The organism is Methylobacterium ajmalii (assembly GCF_016613415.1).
Lineage (GTDB): Bacteria > Pseudomonadota > Alphaproteobacteria > Rhizobiales > Beijerinckiaceae > Methylobacterium > Methylobacterium ajmalii.
Genome location: NZ_JACWCT010000164.1, coordinates 44,485 through 59,367, shown reverse-complemented (window position 1 = coordinate 59,367; position 14,883 = coordinate 44,485). Strand labels below are relative to the sequence as shown.

15 protein-coding genes and 1 tRNA gene are annotated in these 14,883 nt (G+C 72.3%); 6 read left to right on the top strand and 10 right to left on the bottom strand.

Translation table 11 applies throughout. The annotated features are described in order from the left end of the window. Positions 1-165: 165 nt before the first annotated feature. The 3 genes from HPY23_RS29420 to HPY23_RS29410 form a co-directional block, all read right to left on the bottom strand. Positions 166-1,203: a CorA family divalent cation transporter gene (locus tag HPY23_RS29420; RefSeq protein WP_236012724.1), complete on the bottom strand. Its 1,038-nt coding sequence runs from the start codon at positions 1,201-1,203 to the stop codon at positions 166-168. Between the two features lie 202 nt (positions 1,204-1,405). After that, positions 1,406-2,464, bottom strand: a complete 1,059-nt coding sequence (locus HPY23_RS29415) for a spore photoproduct lyase family protein (protein ID WP_060850639.1) — start codon at positions 2,462-2,464, stop codon at positions 1,406-1,408. A 42-nt stretch (positions 2,465-2,506) separates the two neighbouring features. Beyond that, positions 2,507-3,673, bottom strand: a complete 1,167-nt coding sequence (locus HPY23_RS29410) for an MFS transporter (protein WP_091888213.1) — start codon at positions 3,671-3,673, stop codon at positions 2,507-2,509. 488 nt (positions 3,674-4,161) lie between these two features. Here HPY23_RS29410 and HPY23_RS29405 point away from each other — a divergent pair, with 488 nt between their 5' ends. The 3 genes from HPY23_RS29405 to argE all read left to right on the top strand — a co-directional run bounded on the left by HPY23_RS29405 (position 4,162) and on the right by argE (position 6,187). Beyond that, a complete protein-coding gene (locus tag HPY23_RS29405; protein WP_048431558.1) occupies positions 4,162-4,365 on the top strand; it encodes a hypothetical protein in 204 nt (67 codons plus the stop codon). Positions 4,366-4,469: 104 nt separating this feature from the next. Beyond that, on the top strand, positions 4,470-4,811 hold the full coding sequence (locus tag HPY23_RS29400) for a DUF1491 family protein (RefSeq protein ID WP_091746056.1): 342 nt from the start codon (positions 4,470-4,472) through the stop codon (positions 4,809-4,811). Between the two features lie 179 nt (positions 4,812-4,990). After that, positions 4,991-6,187, top strand: a complete 1,197-nt coding sequence (gene argE / locus HPY23_RS29395; protein ID WP_244537622.1) for an acetylornithine deacetylase — start codon at positions 4,991-4,993, stop codon at positions 6,185-6,187. Between the two features lie 7 nt (positions 6,188-6,194). Here argE and HPY23_RS29390 read toward each other — a convergent pair whose 3' ends face one another. Continuing rightward, positions 6,195-6,452, bottom strand: a complete 258-nt coding sequence (locus tag HPY23_RS29390; protein WP_048431425.1) for a hypothetical protein — start codon at positions 6,450-6,452, stop codon at positions 6,195-6,197. A 301-nt stretch (positions 6,453-6,753) separates the two neighbouring features. Here HPY23_RS29390 and HPY23_RS29385 point away from each other — a divergent pair, with 301 nt between their 5' ends. Next, positions 6,754-7,221 (top strand): hypothetical protein, encoded by a 468-nt coding sequence (locus HPY23_RS29385; protein ID WP_200601808.1) that lies wholly within the window; start codon positions 6,754-6,756, stop codon positions 7,219-7,221. A gap of 19 nt (positions 7,222-7,240) precedes the next feature. Here the strand turns inward: HPY23_RS29385 and HPY23_RS33365 are convergent, their stop codons facing one another. The 6 genes from HPY23_RS33365 to HPY23_RS29355 all read right to left on the bottom strand — a co-directional run bounded on the left by HPY23_RS33365 (position 7,241) and on the right by HPY23_RS29355 (position 13,157). Continuing rightward, entirely contained in the window at positions 7,241-7,609 is a 369-nt protein-coding gene (locus HPY23_RS33365; RefSeq protein ID WP_236012723.1) for a hypothetical protein, read from the bottom strand. Positions 7,610-7,892: 283 nt separating this feature from the next. After that, positions 7,893-7,968, bottom strand: a tRNA-Ile gene (locus HPY23_RS29375). Positions 7,969-8,208: 240 nt separating this feature from the next. Then, positions 8,209-8,958, bottom strand: a complete 750-nt coding sequence (locus tag HPY23_RS29370) for an ABC transporter ATP-binding protein (protein WP_091888218.1) — start codon at positions 8,956-8,958, stop codon at positions 8,209-8,211. Further along, entirely contained in the window at positions 8,955-10,733 is a 1,779-nt protein-coding gene (locus tag HPY23_RS29365) for a branched-chain amino acid ABC transporter ATP-binding protein/permease (RefSeq protein WP_091888220.1), read from the bottom strand. The genes HPY23_RS29370 and HPY23_RS29365 overlap by 4 nt, the downstream gene beginning before the upstream one ends. A gap of 2 nt (positions 10,734-10,735) precedes the next feature. Beyond that, entirely contained in the window at positions 10,736-11,773 is a 1,038-nt protein-coding gene (locus tag HPY23_RS29360; protein WP_091888222.1) for a branched-chain amino acid ABC transporter permease, read from the bottom strand. Between the two features lie 226 nt (positions 11,774-11,999). Then, positions 12,000-13,157, bottom strand: coding sequence for an ABC transporter substrate-binding protein (locus HPY23_RS29355; RefSeq protein WP_091888224.1), 1,158 nt, complete (start codon positions 13,155-13,157; stop codon positions 12,000-12,002). Between the two features lie 262 nt (positions 13,158-13,419). Between HPY23_RS29355 and paaG the strand changes: the two genes are divergently transcribed. Together paaG and paaI are read left to right on the top strand one after the other, a co-directional pair. Continuing rightward, positions 13,420-14,223 (top strand): 2-(1,2-epoxy-1,2-dihydrophenyl)acetyl-CoA isomerase PaaG, encoded by an 804-nt coding sequence (paaG, locus tag HPY23_RS29350; RefSeq protein ID WP_091888226.1) that lies wholly within the window; start codon positions 13,420-13,422, stop codon positions 14,221-14,223. Between the two features lie 35 nt (positions 14,224-14,258). Further along, entirely contained in the window at positions 14,259-14,684 is a 426-nt protein-coding gene (paaI, locus tag HPY23_RS29345) for a hydroxyphenylacetyl-CoA thioesterase PaaI (RefSeq protein ID WP_091888343.1), read from the top strand. Positions 14,685-14,883 lie beyond the last annotated feature (199 nt).

Sequence of the window (14,883 nt, the reverse complement as noted above, 5' to 3'; positions counted from 1 at the left end):
GAGTTGGTCATAGGTCCAGACACAGGGCCGATACAGCGCCATCTGGCGCCAGCACCTGTATCCAGAGCAAAGCACTACAGCCACAAGGCGGCCTTCACCGAGCGCTTACACCAGGTTCCGCAACGGATCGCCAGCAGACCCTCGATCGCCAAGAGCCTCGGTGTCTCACCCCTGGCCCCTCTGCCCGCCGAGCCCGAGCCGACGGATCAGCAGGAAGGCGGCGGCTGCCGACATCGCGGCGATCACAATCGCCACCGTCGAGCCGTCGTCCCACTCGGCGAGCGGCAGGCCCTTGGTGTTCATGCCGAACAGGCCGGTGACGAGGGTGGGCGGCAGGAACAGGGCGGTCAGGATCGACAGGGTGTGGAGCTGGCGATTCGACTGCCGGGCGAGCAGGCCGGACAGCTCCTCCTGCAGGAGCCGGCTGCGCTCGGCCAGCACCACCATGTCGCGGTCGAGGGCGTCGAGCCGCTGGGCGATGCGGGCGGCGGCCTCCCGGGTCTCCTCCGGCAGATCGTCGCTCTCCTCCTCCAGGCGGTGGAACACCGCCCGCAACCCGTTGAGCTGGCGGTGCAGCCGCACCGCGTCGCGGCGGATCGGCCCGAGCTGGCGCGTCTCCGGGCGGATGCGCTCGTCGAGGATGTGATCCTCGATCCCGTCGAGCCGGTCGGACAGGGCGGCGCCCCGCGCCCCGATCGCCGCCGCGACCCGGCCGATCAAGGTTTCGAGAAGTGCCACCGGCCCGGCGAGCGGTCGCCCGCCGGCGACGACCTCCCGCACCGCGTCGGGCCCGACGATCGGGTGCCGCCGCCCGCTGACGAGGAAGTTGGCGCCCAGCACGAAATGCAGCCGCCCGGCGGCGTCGGGCAGCCGCTCGGGCGCGGTGTCCGGCCCGTCGGCCTCCCGGGCGAGGTCGGCGATGACGCCGCCGACCTGGCCGTCCTCGACGGTCACCCGCTGGTGCGGGTCGCTGGCGAAGGCCGCCGCCGCGAGGTCGGGCGGGCCGAGCCGCCCCTCGGCGATCAGGCCCGGCACCCGGGCGTCGTTGAGATTGACGTGGAGCCAGACGAAGCCGTCGCCGAAGCGCCCGAGCGCCGGCACCTCCTCGCCGGGCCCGACCAGGCGCCCGCGCCCGCCCGCGTCGAACCGCATCGCCCAGATCAGGCCCGGCAGGGCCGGCTCGTCGCTGAGGAGATGGGCCATCGCAGCGTCCTTCGCGCCTCTCGCCGGGGAGAGCGTGGCCCGCGGGCTAAGCGGATTTCGCCGAAGTGGACACCGGTTCGGCGGCAAAAATCTGCGACAAAACAAGAACCTAAGCGGGCGAAGCGTTGGCCTGCCAATGCAAGTCTGCTTAGGGACGGAGCGCGACGGTTCGATGACGGCGCCCGTCGCCGGCCCGCGTCCCTCAGAACGCGTAGCGTACCCCGCAATAGGGCAGCTCCTCGGCCAGCAGCGCCTTGAACCGGGACAGCCAGCGGCCCTTCCAGCCGGTGCGGTAGCGCAGGTTCTCCATCCCGCCCTCCGAGCGCTTGGTCTCCTGGATGTCGGGCCGCCACAGCAGCGCCTCGGCCTTGGGGTGCCAGCGCAAGTTCACCTCGTGCAGGGCGGCGTTGTGCGTGAGGAAGATGATCTCGGCCTTCAGCTGCGCCTTGGCGGCCGGGCCGATGCCGGCCTCGAGCGCGCGAAACAGCGCCCGCCAGTCCTCCTCCCAGCCCTCGTAGAGGATCACCGGCGAGAAGTTGACGTGGACCTCGTAGCCGGCGGCCACGAAGGCGTCGATCGCGGCGATCCGCTCCGGCATCGGCGAGGTCCGCACGTCGACCACCCGGGCGATGCGCTCGGGCATCAGCGAGAAGCGGATGCGGGTCTTGCCCTCGGGCCGGTAGGCGAGGAGGTCCGGGTTGACGAACTTGGTGGCGAAGGAGGCCTTGGCGTTCGGGATGCCGCGAAACAGCCCGACGAGGTCGCGCACGCCCCCGCTCGCCATCGCGTCGACCGAGAGGTCGCCGTTCTCGCCGAGGTCGTAGACCCAGTGCCGGTCGTCGATCTGGTCGGGGGCGGGGAGGGGGCCCTGGCCGGCGGCGTGGCGGGCGATCGCCCGGCCGATCGCCTCGGTGTTGACGAACAGGGTGATCGGGTTGGCGTAGCCCTTGCGCCGCGGCACGTAGCAATAGGCGCAGGCCATGGCGCAGCCGTTCGAGCTCGACGGCGCGATGAAGTGGGCGCTGCGGCCGTTCGGCCGCGAGGCGAGGCCCTTCTTGACCCCGAGCACCAGGGTCGAGCGCTTGATCCGCACCCAGTCCTCGACCGAGCCGGCATTGCCGTGCAGCTCCGGGATGTTCCAGTGCGAGGCAACCTCGATCCGCCTCGCAGGCCCGAACCGCTCCAGGATTTCCCGTCCGAGAGGATAGGCCGCGACGGCGGGCTCGAGGTAGATCGTGTCGATGGCCAGGAGGTTTGACAGGGACGGGCTCGGATGCGGGGCTTGTGCGCGGGACTCGGGCCTTCAGGATCTAGGGCGGTCGCGGGGCTCCAGCAGGGGCACGAGCAGGCCCGCCGCCGCGAAGGCGCCGCCGACCGCGCAGAGCGCCGGCCAGCCGCCGGCCGCGAAGGCCCGGGTGCCCGCCGAGGCGCCGAGCGCGCCCCCGGCGAAGATCGCGGTGAAGAACACGGTGTTGATCCGCCCGCGTGCCCCCGGCGCGAGGGCGTAGACCCGGGTCTGGTTGGCGATGAGCGCGGTGTTGATGCCGATGTCGATCAGCAGCACGCCCACCGCCAAGGCCACAAGCGAATGGCCGCCGAGGAGCCCGAACACCGCGAAGGCGGCGAGCGTGAGCGCGCCGCCGCCGACGAGGACCGGGCGCGGGCTGCGGGTATCGGCGAAGCGCCCGGCCACCGGGGCGCAGAGCGCGCCGGCCGCCCCGATGAGCCCGAACAACCCGGCCCCGGCGGGATCGAGCCCGAAGGGCGGCGCCTCGACGAGGAGCGCCAGGGTGGTCCAGAACGCGTTGAAGGCGGCAAACAGCAGCGCCTGGGCGAGCGCCGCCCGGCGCAGGACCGGCTGCTCGCGCACGAGGTCGAGGAGCGAGCGCAGGAGCGCGCCGTAGCGGATCCGGGTGCTGGGCGCCGTCCCCGGCAGGCCGAGCCGGGCGAGGCCGGCCAGCGCCACCGCGAGCCCGGCCGCCCCGTAGAACACCGCCCGCCAGCCGGCCCAGGCGCCGACGAATCCGCTCAGGGTCCGGGCGAGCAGGATGCCCAGCAGCAGGCCCGTCATCACCTGGCCGACCATCCGGCCGCGCGTCGCGTCCGGCGCCAGCTCGGCGGCGAAGGGCACCGCCTGCTGGGCCGCGGTCGAGAGCACGCCGATCAGGAAGCTCGCCAGCACCAGGACCCACAGGCTCGTGCTCGCGGCCGCCAGCACCAGCACGGCGGCGAGCAGCAGGAGCTGACCGACGATCAGGCTGCGCCGCGGCAGGGCGTCGCCGAGCGGCACGAGGCCGAGGATGCCGAGGCCGTAGCCGGCGAGCGTCGCGGTCGGCACCAGCACCGAGGCGTCGTGGCCGAAGACCTGGGCGAGCAGCCCGAGCAGCGGTTGGTTGTAGTAGATGTTGGCGACCGCCCCGCCGGCGATCAGGCTGAGGCTCAGGCGGGTCGCGGCGGTGAGCGCGGTCATCGATGACTTCCGGGGGAGGGGCCTGGGCGGGAACGGAGGCTTGGTGTCAGGAACTTTTCGGGACGGGAGCTTGGGGTCGGTCTCGCGCGGCGGGATGCCCGGGAGACGACCGCGCCGGGGGATCGCCCCGGTGGACGGTGATCCGACATAGCGGCTTTTCGCGCCGCGGCACGGGCCCGGCCCGCACACCGGCCCTGCCCGTCGGACATTCCTTCCTTCTCGACATGCGGCAATCGCACGCCCCACGGCACCTTCCGTTCGGGGAGATGCATCCCCACCTCTCGAAGCGGGCGGCCGGGCGACCGGCCCGCCCCCATACCGATCCATCGATCGTAGTCGATCGGTTCCCTCGCGGGCCGGGATGCGACGCAGCATCCGGCTCCGCGGCACCGGCCCTTCAACGGGCCGCGGCGAGGTCGCCTCGGGAGCCTGCGAGCGGGGATACCCGCACCCTCGTCGACGCGATCCACGTGTCAGGGAGATGCACCATGTCGCAGTACCGCGTGCTGTTCGCCAAGCAGATCCTCGGGGTCCCATTCACCGTCGGGGCCGTCGAGATCGGCCGCGCCCGCGATCCCGACCGGGCGGTGCGCGCCGCCGCCCTGCGCTTCGCCCGCCAGCACGGCGTCGAGGATTGGCGCGAGCGGGCCGACGTGGCCGAGCTCGATGCCGGCGCCACCCGCGCCGCCTGATCCCGACAGCCGATGGAGTGAACGAGCGACGCCCGATTGCCCCGCGATCGGGCGTCGTCCTATGAGGAACCTCCCCCACGGACTTGCCGAGGACCTCCCGCCCGATGGCCCGCCTGCGCTCCGATTTCTGGGTCGCCGCCCACCTGCGCCGCTGCGCCGTCGAGGGGCTGAGCGCGGTCCAGCGCCGGCGCGGCGCGCCCGAGGCCGGCGCGATCTTCGTGAAGGTCGACCGCCTCGACGGCCGCGCCGACCTCTACGGCCCGGCGCCCCAGGCCCTGTTCGAGGACGACGAGACCGGCGGGCGCCGCTTCGAGCCCCTGATGCGGGAGGCCTTCCCGCCCGACGTCGAGGCCCGGCTCGCCAAGGAGATCCGGTTCGATTCCGACCTCTGGATCGTCGAGATCGACGACCGCGAGGGCCGGCACTTCCTCGATCTCGCCGGGTAGAGACCCGGCGGTGCGTCGGCGCCCGGCTGTCCGCCGGGGCCGGAACGCGGCATAAGGGGAGGGGCCGGCCGTCCCGCGGTGGCACCGACCCTGCAGGGTCCGCCCTGCCCGTCCGGTACGCCGACAAGGCCGTTCCGCCCCGGCGCGACGCTCCGTCCCTTCTCCGTCAGGCCCCCACCGTGTCCCCATCCCCCACCGCTTCATCCCCGGCCGATCCGACCCTTCCCGCCATCACCGACCTCCTCGCCACCCTGGTGGCCTTCGAGACGGTCAGCTCGGCGACCAACCTGCCCCTCGTCGACCACGTCGAGGCCTATTGCCGGCGCCACGGCGCCGCGGTCGAGCGGGTGACGGACCAGACGGGGGAGAAGGCGGCCCTGTGGGTCACGGTCGGGCCGGCCGACCGGCCGGGCTACGTGCTGTCGGGCCACAGCGACGTGGTGCCGGTGGAAGGCCAGCACTGGACCCACGATCCCTTCCGGCTGACCGCGATCGACGGGCGCCTCTACGGCCGCGGCACCTCGGACATGAAGGGATTCCTGGCGGTCTGCCTGGCGCTCCTGCCCGAGATGGCGGCGGCCCCGCTCACCCGCCCGCTGCACCTCGCGATCTCGTACGACGAGGAGGTCGGCTGCCTCGGCGTGCGCCCGCTCATCGCCCACATGCGCGAGCGGGGCGTGATGCCCCTCGGCTGCTTCGTCGGCGAGCCGACCGGGATGGCGGTGGTGATCGGCCACAAGGGCAAGTACGGCGCCAAGGTCACCTTCCGGGGCCGCGCCTGCCACTCGGCGCTGGCGCCCGTCGGCGTCAACGCGATCGAGTACGCGGCCCGCTTCATCGATCGGGTGCGGCTGACCGCCGAGGGTCTTTCCCGCGACGGCCCCCGCGACGAGCTCTACGACGTGCCCCACACGACCGGGCTCACCGCCCTCGTCCAGGGCGGCACGGCGCTCAACATCGTGCCCGACCGCTGCACCGTCGGGTTCGAGTTCCGGGCCATCGCCGGCGACGACCCGCGCGGCCTCGCCGAGACCGTGCTCGCTTACGCCCGCGACGTGCTGGTGCCCGAGATGCAGGCGCGCGACCCGTCCTGCGGCATCGCGGTCGAGCCGGTGATCGACTATCCGGGCCTCGACATCGCTCCCGACGCGCCCCTCGTCACCGTCGCCAAGCGGCTCGCCGGCCGCAACGGCCACGCCAAGGTCTCGTACGGCACCGAGGCCGGCCTCTTCCAGAGCCTCGGCGACGTTCCCTCGGTGGTGATCGGCCCCGGCGACATCGCCCGCGCCCACAAGGCCGACGAGTACGTCGAGACCGCCGAGCTCGCGGAATGCGCCGTCTTCCTGCGCCGGCTGATCGCCGAGAGCTGCGCGTAAGCAGCCCTCAGCGCCGCGCGGCCAGATCCCCCATCCGGGCGGCGCGGCCCTGCTCGACATGCCAGCGCGCATCGGCGACCTGCCGGCGCAGGCTGTCGCGGCGCCAGCGGTGATAGAGGCGCCAGGGCAGCGCGGCAGTGCCGGCGCGGGTCTCGTGGTGGGTCAGGCGGCGCAGCAGGCCCGGCAGGCAGGCCCCCGCCGCCTCGCCGGTGGCGATATCGCCGAGGCGCACCTGGCGCAGCAGCTCGGCCCGGTAATCCTCCACGCCCGATCCTCCCTCGCCCTCCGAGGATGCCGGCGTTCCGCCGGCGGGGCCAGGATGGAAGGAGGGCGATGCGCTGGCAACGCGGCATCGTCGCTCGACCGCTTGCCCGAGGGGAGCCCTCCGACCGGCATCGTCCCGTCCGCCAAGCTCCGTCGTCGGAAGGCCGTCCCGAGGGTCCGCGATCGGGCCCGGGAGGAACATTGTCGCGAGACCCTTAATCCCGTCGCGAGGATTTCCGTGATGAGGTCCGGCGTCCGGGGCGGAGGACCGATCTCCGCCCGCTACCGCTCGGGGATCTCGCATGCACCGTTCCTCGCGCCGCGGCGGCCTCGTCGCTCTTACCCTCGCCACCGGCGTCTGCGGGGCGAGCGCCCAGGGGCTGGGACCCGCAGCGGGCGCCGTCGATGCCTGGTTCCGGAGCGCGGCGCGGCCGCTCTGCGTCTCCGCCGACGGCACCGATACGCGCTGCACCGCCCGCAACGGCCCTCGCTACACCGTCGGCTACGCACCGGACGGCGCCGCCGCGATCGCGTTCGTCCGCTTCCAGGCCGACCCGACCGGGAACGCCGAGAACCTGGAGGTGGCGACCTTCCGCGCCATGGGCGGGCGCTGGGTCTTCGTGCGGAAGGTCGGCAACATCCTCGGCCAGGGCCCGGGTCGGATCGGGTTCGAGGGTGGTCGCGCCGTCTTCACCATGGAGGTCCTGCGCGAGAACGACGCCCGCTGCTGCCCGACCGGTACCCGGCGCCACGCCGTGCCGGTGCCGTAAGGGAGGCGGCGGCCGGGCGTCAGGCCCCGCTGCCGGCTCGGCAGCGCCGATACGACCCGAGGGCGTTGCCGTCGATCCGGACCGAGAGCCGGTCGTCCTGCAGGGCCGCGACGACGGTCGAGGCTTTCGACCGGTCGGCGAACGAGCAGGAACCGCGCCAGGTGACGACGTCGCCCGCCCTGGACACGCTCTTGAACGTGCAGGCGAACTCGTCCGCGGCCATGCCGAGCGGTGCGATCCGCACGGCCCCGTCGACCGGCCGGCACTGGCGCGGATCGGGCGCCCAATCCCCGACGATCGAGCGCCCGCCCGCGAGGGCCGGCGATCCGGCGAGCACGGCGACGACGGTGACGAGGGCGCGGCGGCGGAGGGTGGGGTACAGGGTCATGAGGGGGCTCGGTCCGGGCAGGAGGGACCGCGTCACCGTGAGGCCGCGTCCGCTGCGAATCCCTGACCCGCACCGCTCAAATGCCCGCTTTCGCCGATCGGAACCCAGGAAACGACTCTCATCGTCCATCCGATGGCGGCGAGAGCCACAACAGGGCGGTTCTCTCTGGACAAAGCCTCGCGGAGGCAAGCCGGCTGGTCGGCTCGGACCTGCCTCCGTCTCGGTCCAAATTGCACGGCGCCGATACGACAGGCCGTCAATCATTCGGAACAGGAAGGAAGAATGGTGGGCCCGGTAGGACTCGAACCTACAACCAGACCGTTATGAGCGGTCGGCTCTAACCATTGAGCTACAGGCCCTTCGGTTTCGTCTTCGGTGTCCTGGCGATTGGCCCGCGGACGGGGCGGAGCGCTCGGTCGCGGGGACGGTGACGCGAAACCTGTCCGTAGGTACCCGGCGAGGGCGGTGGCGGCAAGCCCCTCGGTGGCGGTTCCGGACCGGGAGGGAGCGGTTGTATCCTGCGAGGCCGCGATACGACCCTGGCGGGTGACGGCGTTCCCGCCGTGGGGGACCGCCGGCCGTCCCGCGCGGCCCCGAGGTCAGCCCGTCGCCGCGGCCCGGTCCGGCGTCTCGGCCCCGAGGCTGCCGAGATAGGTCTCGGCGACCCGGGCGTCGGCCTGCAGGGTGCGGCTGTCGCCCTCCAGCACCACGCGGCCGCCATCGAGGACGTAGCCGTGATCGGCGATCCGGAGCGCGGCGCGGGCGTTCTGCTCGACGAGCAGGATCGCCACCCCCTCGTCGCGCAGGCGCGCGACCGTGCGCATCACCTCGGCGACGATCAGGGGGGCGAGGCCGAGGCTCGGCTCGTCGAGCATCAGGAGGCGCGGGCGGCCCATCAGCGCGCGGGCCATGGCGAGCATCTGGCGCTCGCCGCCCGAGAGCGTCCCGGCCTGCTGGCGCCGGCGCTCGGCCAAGCGGGGAAAGAGCCGGTATATCTCGCCGAGATCGCCGCCGCCTCCCGTGGTGCGGAACCGGAAGGCGCCGAGCTTCAGGTTGTCCTCGACGGTCATCGTCGAGAAAAGCTCGCGCCGCTCGGGGATCAGGCTCAGCCCCAGCGCGACCCTGGCCTCGACGGGCAGCCGGGTCAGGTCGCGCCCCTCGAAGCGGAGGGTCCCCTTCGCCGGCAGCACCCCCATCAGGGCGTTGAGCAGCGTGGTCTTGCCGGCGCCGTTGGCGCCCAGCACCGTGACGAGCCGGCCGGGCGCGACGCTGAGCGAGACGCCCCGCACCGCCTCGACCTTGCCGTAGGCGACGGAGACGGCGTGCGCCTCGAGCATCGGAACGGTCATGCCGGGCTCCCCAGATAGGCCTCGACCACCGCCGGGTCGCGGCGGACCGCGGCGGGAGCGCCCTCGCACAGCTTGGCGCCGAAATTCATCACCACCAGCCGGTCGGCGAGCCCCATCACGAAATCCATGTCGTGCTCGACGAGCAGGATGCCGAGTCCCTCCTGGCGCAGGCGGCGCAGGAGGTCGCCCAGCGCCTGCTTCTCCTGGTGGCGCAGGCCGGCGGCCGGCTCGTCGAGGAGGAGGAGCTGGGGACCGAGGCAGAGCGCGCGGGCGATCTCGACGATGCGCTGCTGGCCGAGCGCCAGGCTGCCCGCCGGCAGGTCGCGGCAGGCGGTCAATCCCACCCGGGCGACCTGGCGGTCGGCCTCGGCGAAGAGCGCGGCCTCCTCCGCCGCATCGAGGCCGAGCGCGCCGCGGACCGGGCCGGCGCCGCCGCGCAGATGGGCGCCGAGCGCCACGTTCTCGATCACCGACATGCCGGCGACGAGCTTGACGTGCTGGAAGGTGCGGGCGCAGCCGAGCCGGGCGATGCGCCGCGCCGGCAGGCCGGTCACGTCCGTCCCCCGGAGCCGCACCGCGCCGGCGGTGAGGCGTGCCACCCCGGTGACGAGGTTGAAGGTGGTGCTCTTGCCCGCGCCGTTCGGCCCGATCAGCGCCACCACCTCGCCGGCCCTCACGGCAAACCCGATGTCGTTGACCGCAACGAGGCCCCCGAAGGTCTTTCTGAGGTTCGCGGCTTCGAGCAGCGCCGTGCCGGGGGCGGCGGCCGGGCGCGGCGCCAGGGGCTCGCGCGCCGGCCCGCGGTCGGGCGGGGCGGCGACGGAGCGGCGCACGATCAGCGGCCACAGGCCGTCCGGCGCGCGCTGGAGCATCACCACCAGCAGCACCCCGAACACGATCGCCTCGAAGTTGCCCTGGGCGCCGAAGACCAGCGGCAGCACGTTCTGGAGCTGGTCCTTCAGCACCGTCACCAGCACGGCGCCGAAGACGCCGCCGCCGATCGAGCCGGCCCCGCCGATCACCGCCATCAGCAGGTACTCGATGCCGGCATTGATGCCGAACGGCGTCGGGTTGATGGCGCGCTGGATGTGGGCGTAGAGCCAGCCCGACAAAGCCGCCAGCATCGCCGCGTACACGAAGGCGACGATCTTCACCCGCGCCGTGTCGACCCCGAAGGATTCCGCCGCGACGACCCCGCCCTTGAGCGCCCGGATCGCCCGGCCGGTGCGCGAGCGCAGCAGGCGGTGGGTGAGCCAGAGGCTCAGGGCCAGGAATCCCCAGGTCAGCAGCATCGCCTCGCCGCCGCCCAGCACCGGGTGGCCGAGAAGCGAGATCGGCGGCAGGCCGGTCAGCCCATCGTAGCGGCCGAGCACGTCGGTGTTGCCGAGCACGTAGAAGAACGAGATGTTCCAGGCGATGGTGCCGAGCGGCAGGTAATGGCCCGACAGGCGCAGCGTGATCGCGCCGATCACCCAGGCGGCGACGGCCGACAGGAGCAGGGCCACCGGCAGGGAGAGCCAGGGCGAGAGCCCCCCTTGCGTGGTCAGCAGCGCCGTGGCGTAGGCCGAGATGCCGACGAACATCGCCTGCCCGAAGGAGGTGATGCCCGCAACCCCGGTCAGTACCACGAGGCCCGTGACCACGATCGCCGAGAGGCCGGCATAGGTCATCAGCGTGAGCCAGAACGGCGGCACGCCGGGCAGGAACGGCAGGGCGACGACCAGGAGGGCGAAGAGGCCGGTCAGGAGTGGGGTGGGGGCGAGACGGGTGGGCATGGTCACTCCTCGTCCTCCACCGGGGCCGAGCGCAGGGAGCGCCAGAGCAGGACCGGGATGATCGCCATGAACACGATCACCTCCTTGAAGGCGCTGGCCTCGAACGAGGCGACGGATTCGATGATGCCGACGAGGATCGCGGCGGCGGCCGCCGCCGGGTAGCTCGCGAGCCCGCCGATGATCGCCGCGACGAAGCCCTTGAGGCCGATGAGGAAGCCGGTGTCGTAGTAGACGGTGGTGAGCGGCGCGATCAGCACGCCGGACAGCGCCCCGATGAAGGCCGCGACCGAGAAGCTGAGGCGACCGGCGAGCGAGGGGGCGATGCCCATCAGCCGGGCGCCGAGCCGGTTGACGGCCGTCGCGATCAGCGCCTTGCCGAGCAGCGTGCGCGAGAAGAACAGCCAGAGCGCGACGATGATCGCCAGCGTCAGCCCGATCATCCAGAGCGACTGGCCGCTGACGAGCAGGGGGCCGGCCGGGAACGAGGCTTCCGACAGCGGCGGAGTCCGCGAGCCCTCCGCGCCGAAGAACACCAGGCCGAGGCCGGTCAGCGCCAGGTGCACGCCGACCGAGGCGATCAGGAGCACCAGCACCGAGGCATGCGCGAGCGGCCGGAACGCCACCGCGTGCAGGAAGCCGCCCATCGGCGTCACGATGGCGAGGGTCAGGAGGATCTCGACCGCGAGGCCGGGCTTCGTCGGCGCCAGGATCCAGGCCGCCGCGGCGACGAGCGCCGGCAGGGCGAGGTCCCGCAGCGCGAGGCGCAGGAGCCCGCGCCCGTCGAGGGTGTGCCGTCCCTCGGCACAATCGGCCAGGAAGGCGAGGCCGCCGAGGCCGAGGAGCAGCGGCACGGTGCCCGGCAGGGTGCCGGCCTCCAGGCTCGCCAGCGTCAGCGCCCCATAGGCGACGAACTCGCCCTGCGGGATCAGGATGACCCGCGTGACGGTGAAGACCAGGACCAGCGACAGGGCGATCAGCGCGTAGATCGCGCCGTTCACGACGCCGTCCTGGAGGAGGAGAAGGAGGATCGTGGCGTCCACGGAATGGGATCCTGGGCGTCTTGGGGGATGCCGTGATTTTTTATGTCTGTCCCACGCGCGACCTCATCCTGAGGTGCGAGTGCAACGAGCCTCGAAGGAGGGCTCCGATGATCGCAAAGATGTCTGGAGCCCTCCGTCGAGGTGTTAGTCCATCTGCGATGGACTAACACCTCAGGATGAGGTGGAGGGAGGGAGAGCGGCCTGGCGTCCGATCAGGATCCGCCGCTCAATTCGTCGCCGACAACAGCTTCCACTTGCCGTTCTCGATCGTCACCATCACGCGGGCGCGGTCGTCCTGGCCGACATGGTCGGTCGGGGTCATGTTGACGACGCCGTTGGTGTAGACGACGTCCTTCAATCCCTCGATCGCGTCGCGGAGCGCCGACCGGAACTCGGGCGTGCCGGGCTTGGCGGTCTTGAGCGCGACGGGGATCGCGTTCGCCAAGAGCACCTGCGCGTCGTAGGCGTGGCCGCCGAAGGTCGCGAGCGAGCCAGGCCCGAACTTCGCCTCGTAGGCCTTGGTGTAATCGAGGGCGACCTTGCGCACCGGGTTCGATTCCGGGAGCTGCTCGGCCACCAGCAGGGGACCCGCCGGCAGCACCGTGCCCTCCAGGTCCTTGCCGCCGACGCGCAGGAAGTCGGCATTGGCCACGCCGTGGGTCTGGTAGTACTTGCCGGCGTAGCCGCGCTCCTTGAGCGTCTTCTGCGGCAGCGCCGCGGGCGTGCCCGAGCCGGCGATCAGCACCGCGTCGGGACGCGCCGCCATCACCTTCAGCACCTGGCCGGTGACGCTGGTGTCGGTGCGGGCGTAGCGCTCGGTCGCGGCGAGCTTGATGCCCTTGGCCTCGAGCCGGGGCGTGATCTCGGCGAGCCAGCCGTCGCCGTAGGCGTCGTTGAAGCCGACGAAGCCGACGGACTTCACGCCGGCCTTGGCCATGTGGGCGGCGATCGCCTCGGCCATCAGGCCGTCGTTCTGCGGCGCCTTGAACACCCAGCGGCGCTTGTCGTCCATCGGGGCGACGATCTTGGAGGAAGCCGCGAGGCTGATCAGCGGCACCTTGGCCTCGGCCGCGACCTCGATCAGCGCCAGCGAGACCGGCGTCACCGAGGAACCGACGATGGCATCGACCTTATCGTCGCTCGCCAGCTTGCGCGCGTTGGCGACGCCCTTGGTGGTGTCGGTCGCGTCGTCGAGGACGATCCACTCCACCTTCTGGCCGCCGATCTCGGTCGGCAGCAGCGTCACGGTGTTGGCCTGCGGGATGCCGAGCGAGGCCGCCGGGCCGGTCTTGGCGATGGTGACGCCGATCTTGATCGGCTGCGCCAGCACGGGACCGGCCAGAACGGTGCCGGCGAGGGCGAGCGCCCAGACGATGCGCTTCATGGTGGTATCCTCCCGTTTACGGGCCGCGCCGGTTGTTGCTCCGGTCGCTGGCGTCACGGGCCTTCGTTGAGCCCGTCCGGTCGTGCTTTGCAAGTCCGCTTTGTTGGCAAGTCCGCGCGGCGCCCGTCCACCCTGGCGTTCGGCTGAGGGCGCGCGTTTGACTTCACCCGCGCAGCTTTATAATTTACCGTCCGGTTGGTCAATAGATCGCGCCGGCGGCTCCTCGGGGCCCGACACGGCGGGACGGGGAGGACGGAACCGAATGAGCGAGACGAGCGAGACCCTGGTGCTGGTCGAGCGCCACGCCGGCTACCGCGTGCTGGTCCTCAACCGGCCCGACCGGCTCAACGCCTTCAACGAGCCGCTGCACCTCGCCCTGCGCGCGGCTCTCGGCGAGGCTTCCGCCGATCCCGACTGCCGGGCGCTGATCCTCACCGGGGCCGGCCGCGGCTTCTGCGCCGGCCAGGACCTCTCGGCCCGCAATTTCGCGCCCGACGTCGAGCCCGACCTCACGCGCACCCTCGAAGCCTTCTACAACCCCCTGGTCCGGCAGATCCGCGACCTGCCGATGCCGCTGATATGCGCCGTCAACGGCGTCGCGGCAGGCGCGGGCGCCAGCCTCGCCTTCCACGGCGACCTCGTGCTCGCCGCCCGCTCGGCCAAGTTCCTCCAGGCTTTCGCCAAGCTCGGGCTGATTCCGGATGCCGGCGGCACCTGGCTGCTGCCGCGCCTCGCCGGGCGGGCCCGGGCCCGCGGCATGGCGCTGCTCGCCGAGCCGATCACCGCCGAGCAGGCGGAGGCCTGGGGCATGATCTGGCGGGTGATCGACGACGCGGACCTGATGGCCGAGGCGCATCGGCTCGCCGCCCACCTCGCCACGCAGCCGACCTACGGCCTCGCCCTGATCCGCCGCGCCCTCGACGCCTCCGAGACCAACGACCTCGATGCCCAGCTCGCCGTGGAGAGCGAGCTGCAGGGCGAGGCCGGGCGCACGCCCGATTACCGCGAGGGCGTCGCGGCCTTCCTGGAGAAGCGCCCGGCCCGCTTCACCGGGCGGCGCCGGTGAATCCCGGCGAGCTGGCCCGCGCCTGCGCGGAGGCGATGTGGGCCGAGGACCGGGCGAGCCGGGGCCTCGGCATGGCCCTCGACCATGCCGGGCCGGGCGAGGCGGTGCTGTCGATGCGGGTGCGCGACGACATGACGAACGGCCACGGCTCCTGCCACGGCGGCTTCATCTTCGCGCTCGCCGATTCGGCCTTCGCCTTCGCGTGCAACGCGCACAATCAGCGGGCGGTGGCGCAGCATTGCGCCGTGACCTTCCTGCGGCCGGGAAGGCGCGGCGAGGTGCTGACGGCGCGGGCCGTCGAGCGGGTGCGCGAGGGACGCTCCGGGATCTACGACGTGACGGTGACCGACGCGGAGGGGCAGGTGGTGGCGGAGTTCCGCGGCCACTCGCGCACGGTGCCGGGGACGGTGCTGGCGGGGGAGGGGGGAGCGGTGCCGTCTGCCCAATCGGAGCCCCCCTGAACGCCGCTACGCCTCATCCCACCCACAACCTCATCCTGAGGTGCGACCGAAGGGAGCCTCGAAGGAGGGCTGCAGATGTCTCGCGCTCCCTGAAGCTCTCCTTCGAGGTCAGCCGATCTTCGATCGACTAACACCTCAGGATGAGGTCGCGGGTGGGTGATCGGGATAATCTACACGTAAAAAGTCAAAAATACTCCAG

Bases quoted from the DNA above. Each gene is read 5' to 3' on its own strand.
- HPY23_RS29370 (WP_091888218.1), bottom strand. From the start codon at position 8,958: ATGACCGTTCCGATGCTCGAGGCGCACGCCGTCTCCGTCGCCTACGGC.
- HPY23_RS33365 (WP_236012723.1), bottom strand. From the start codon at position 7,609: ATGACCCTGTACCCCACCCTCCGCCGCCGCGCCCTCGTCACCGTCGTC.
- paaI (WP_091888343.1), top strand. From the start codon at position 14,259: ATGTGGGCCGAGGACCGGGCGAGCCGGGGCCTCGGCATGGCCCTCGAC.
- paaG (WP_091888226.1), top strand. From the start codon at position 13,420: ATGAGCGAGACGAGCGAGACCCTGGTGCTGGTCGAGCGCCACGCCGGC.
- HPY23_RS29400 (WP_091746056.1), top strand. From the start codon at position 4,470: ATGGCCCGCCTGCGCTCCGATTTCTGGGTCGCCGCCCACCTGCGCCGC.
- HPY23_RS29365 (WP_091888220.1), bottom strand. From the start codon at position 10,733: ATGCCCACCCGTCTCGCCCCCACCCCACTCCTGACCGGCCTCTTCGCC.
- HPY23_RS29405 (WP_048431558.1), top strand. From the start codon at position 4,162: ATGTCGCAGTACCGCGTGCTGTTCGCCAAGCAGATCCTCGGGGTCCCA.
- HPY23_RS29410 (WP_091888213.1), bottom strand. From the start codon at position 3,673: ATGACCGCGCTCACCGCCGCGACCCGCCTGAGCCTCAGCCTGATCGCC.
- HPY23_RS29385 (WP_200601808.1), top strand. From the start codon at position 6,754: ATGCACCGTTCCTCGCGCCGCGGCGGCCTCGTCGCTCTTACCCTCGCC.
- HPY23_RS29355 (WP_091888224.1), bottom strand. From the start codon at position 13,157: ATGAAGCGCATCGTCTGGGCGCTCGCCCTCGCCGGCACCGTTCTGGCC.
- HPY23_RS29420 (WP_236012724.1), bottom strand. From the start codon at position 1,203: ATGGCCCATCTCCTCAGCGACGAGCCGGCCCTGCCGGGCCTGATCTGG.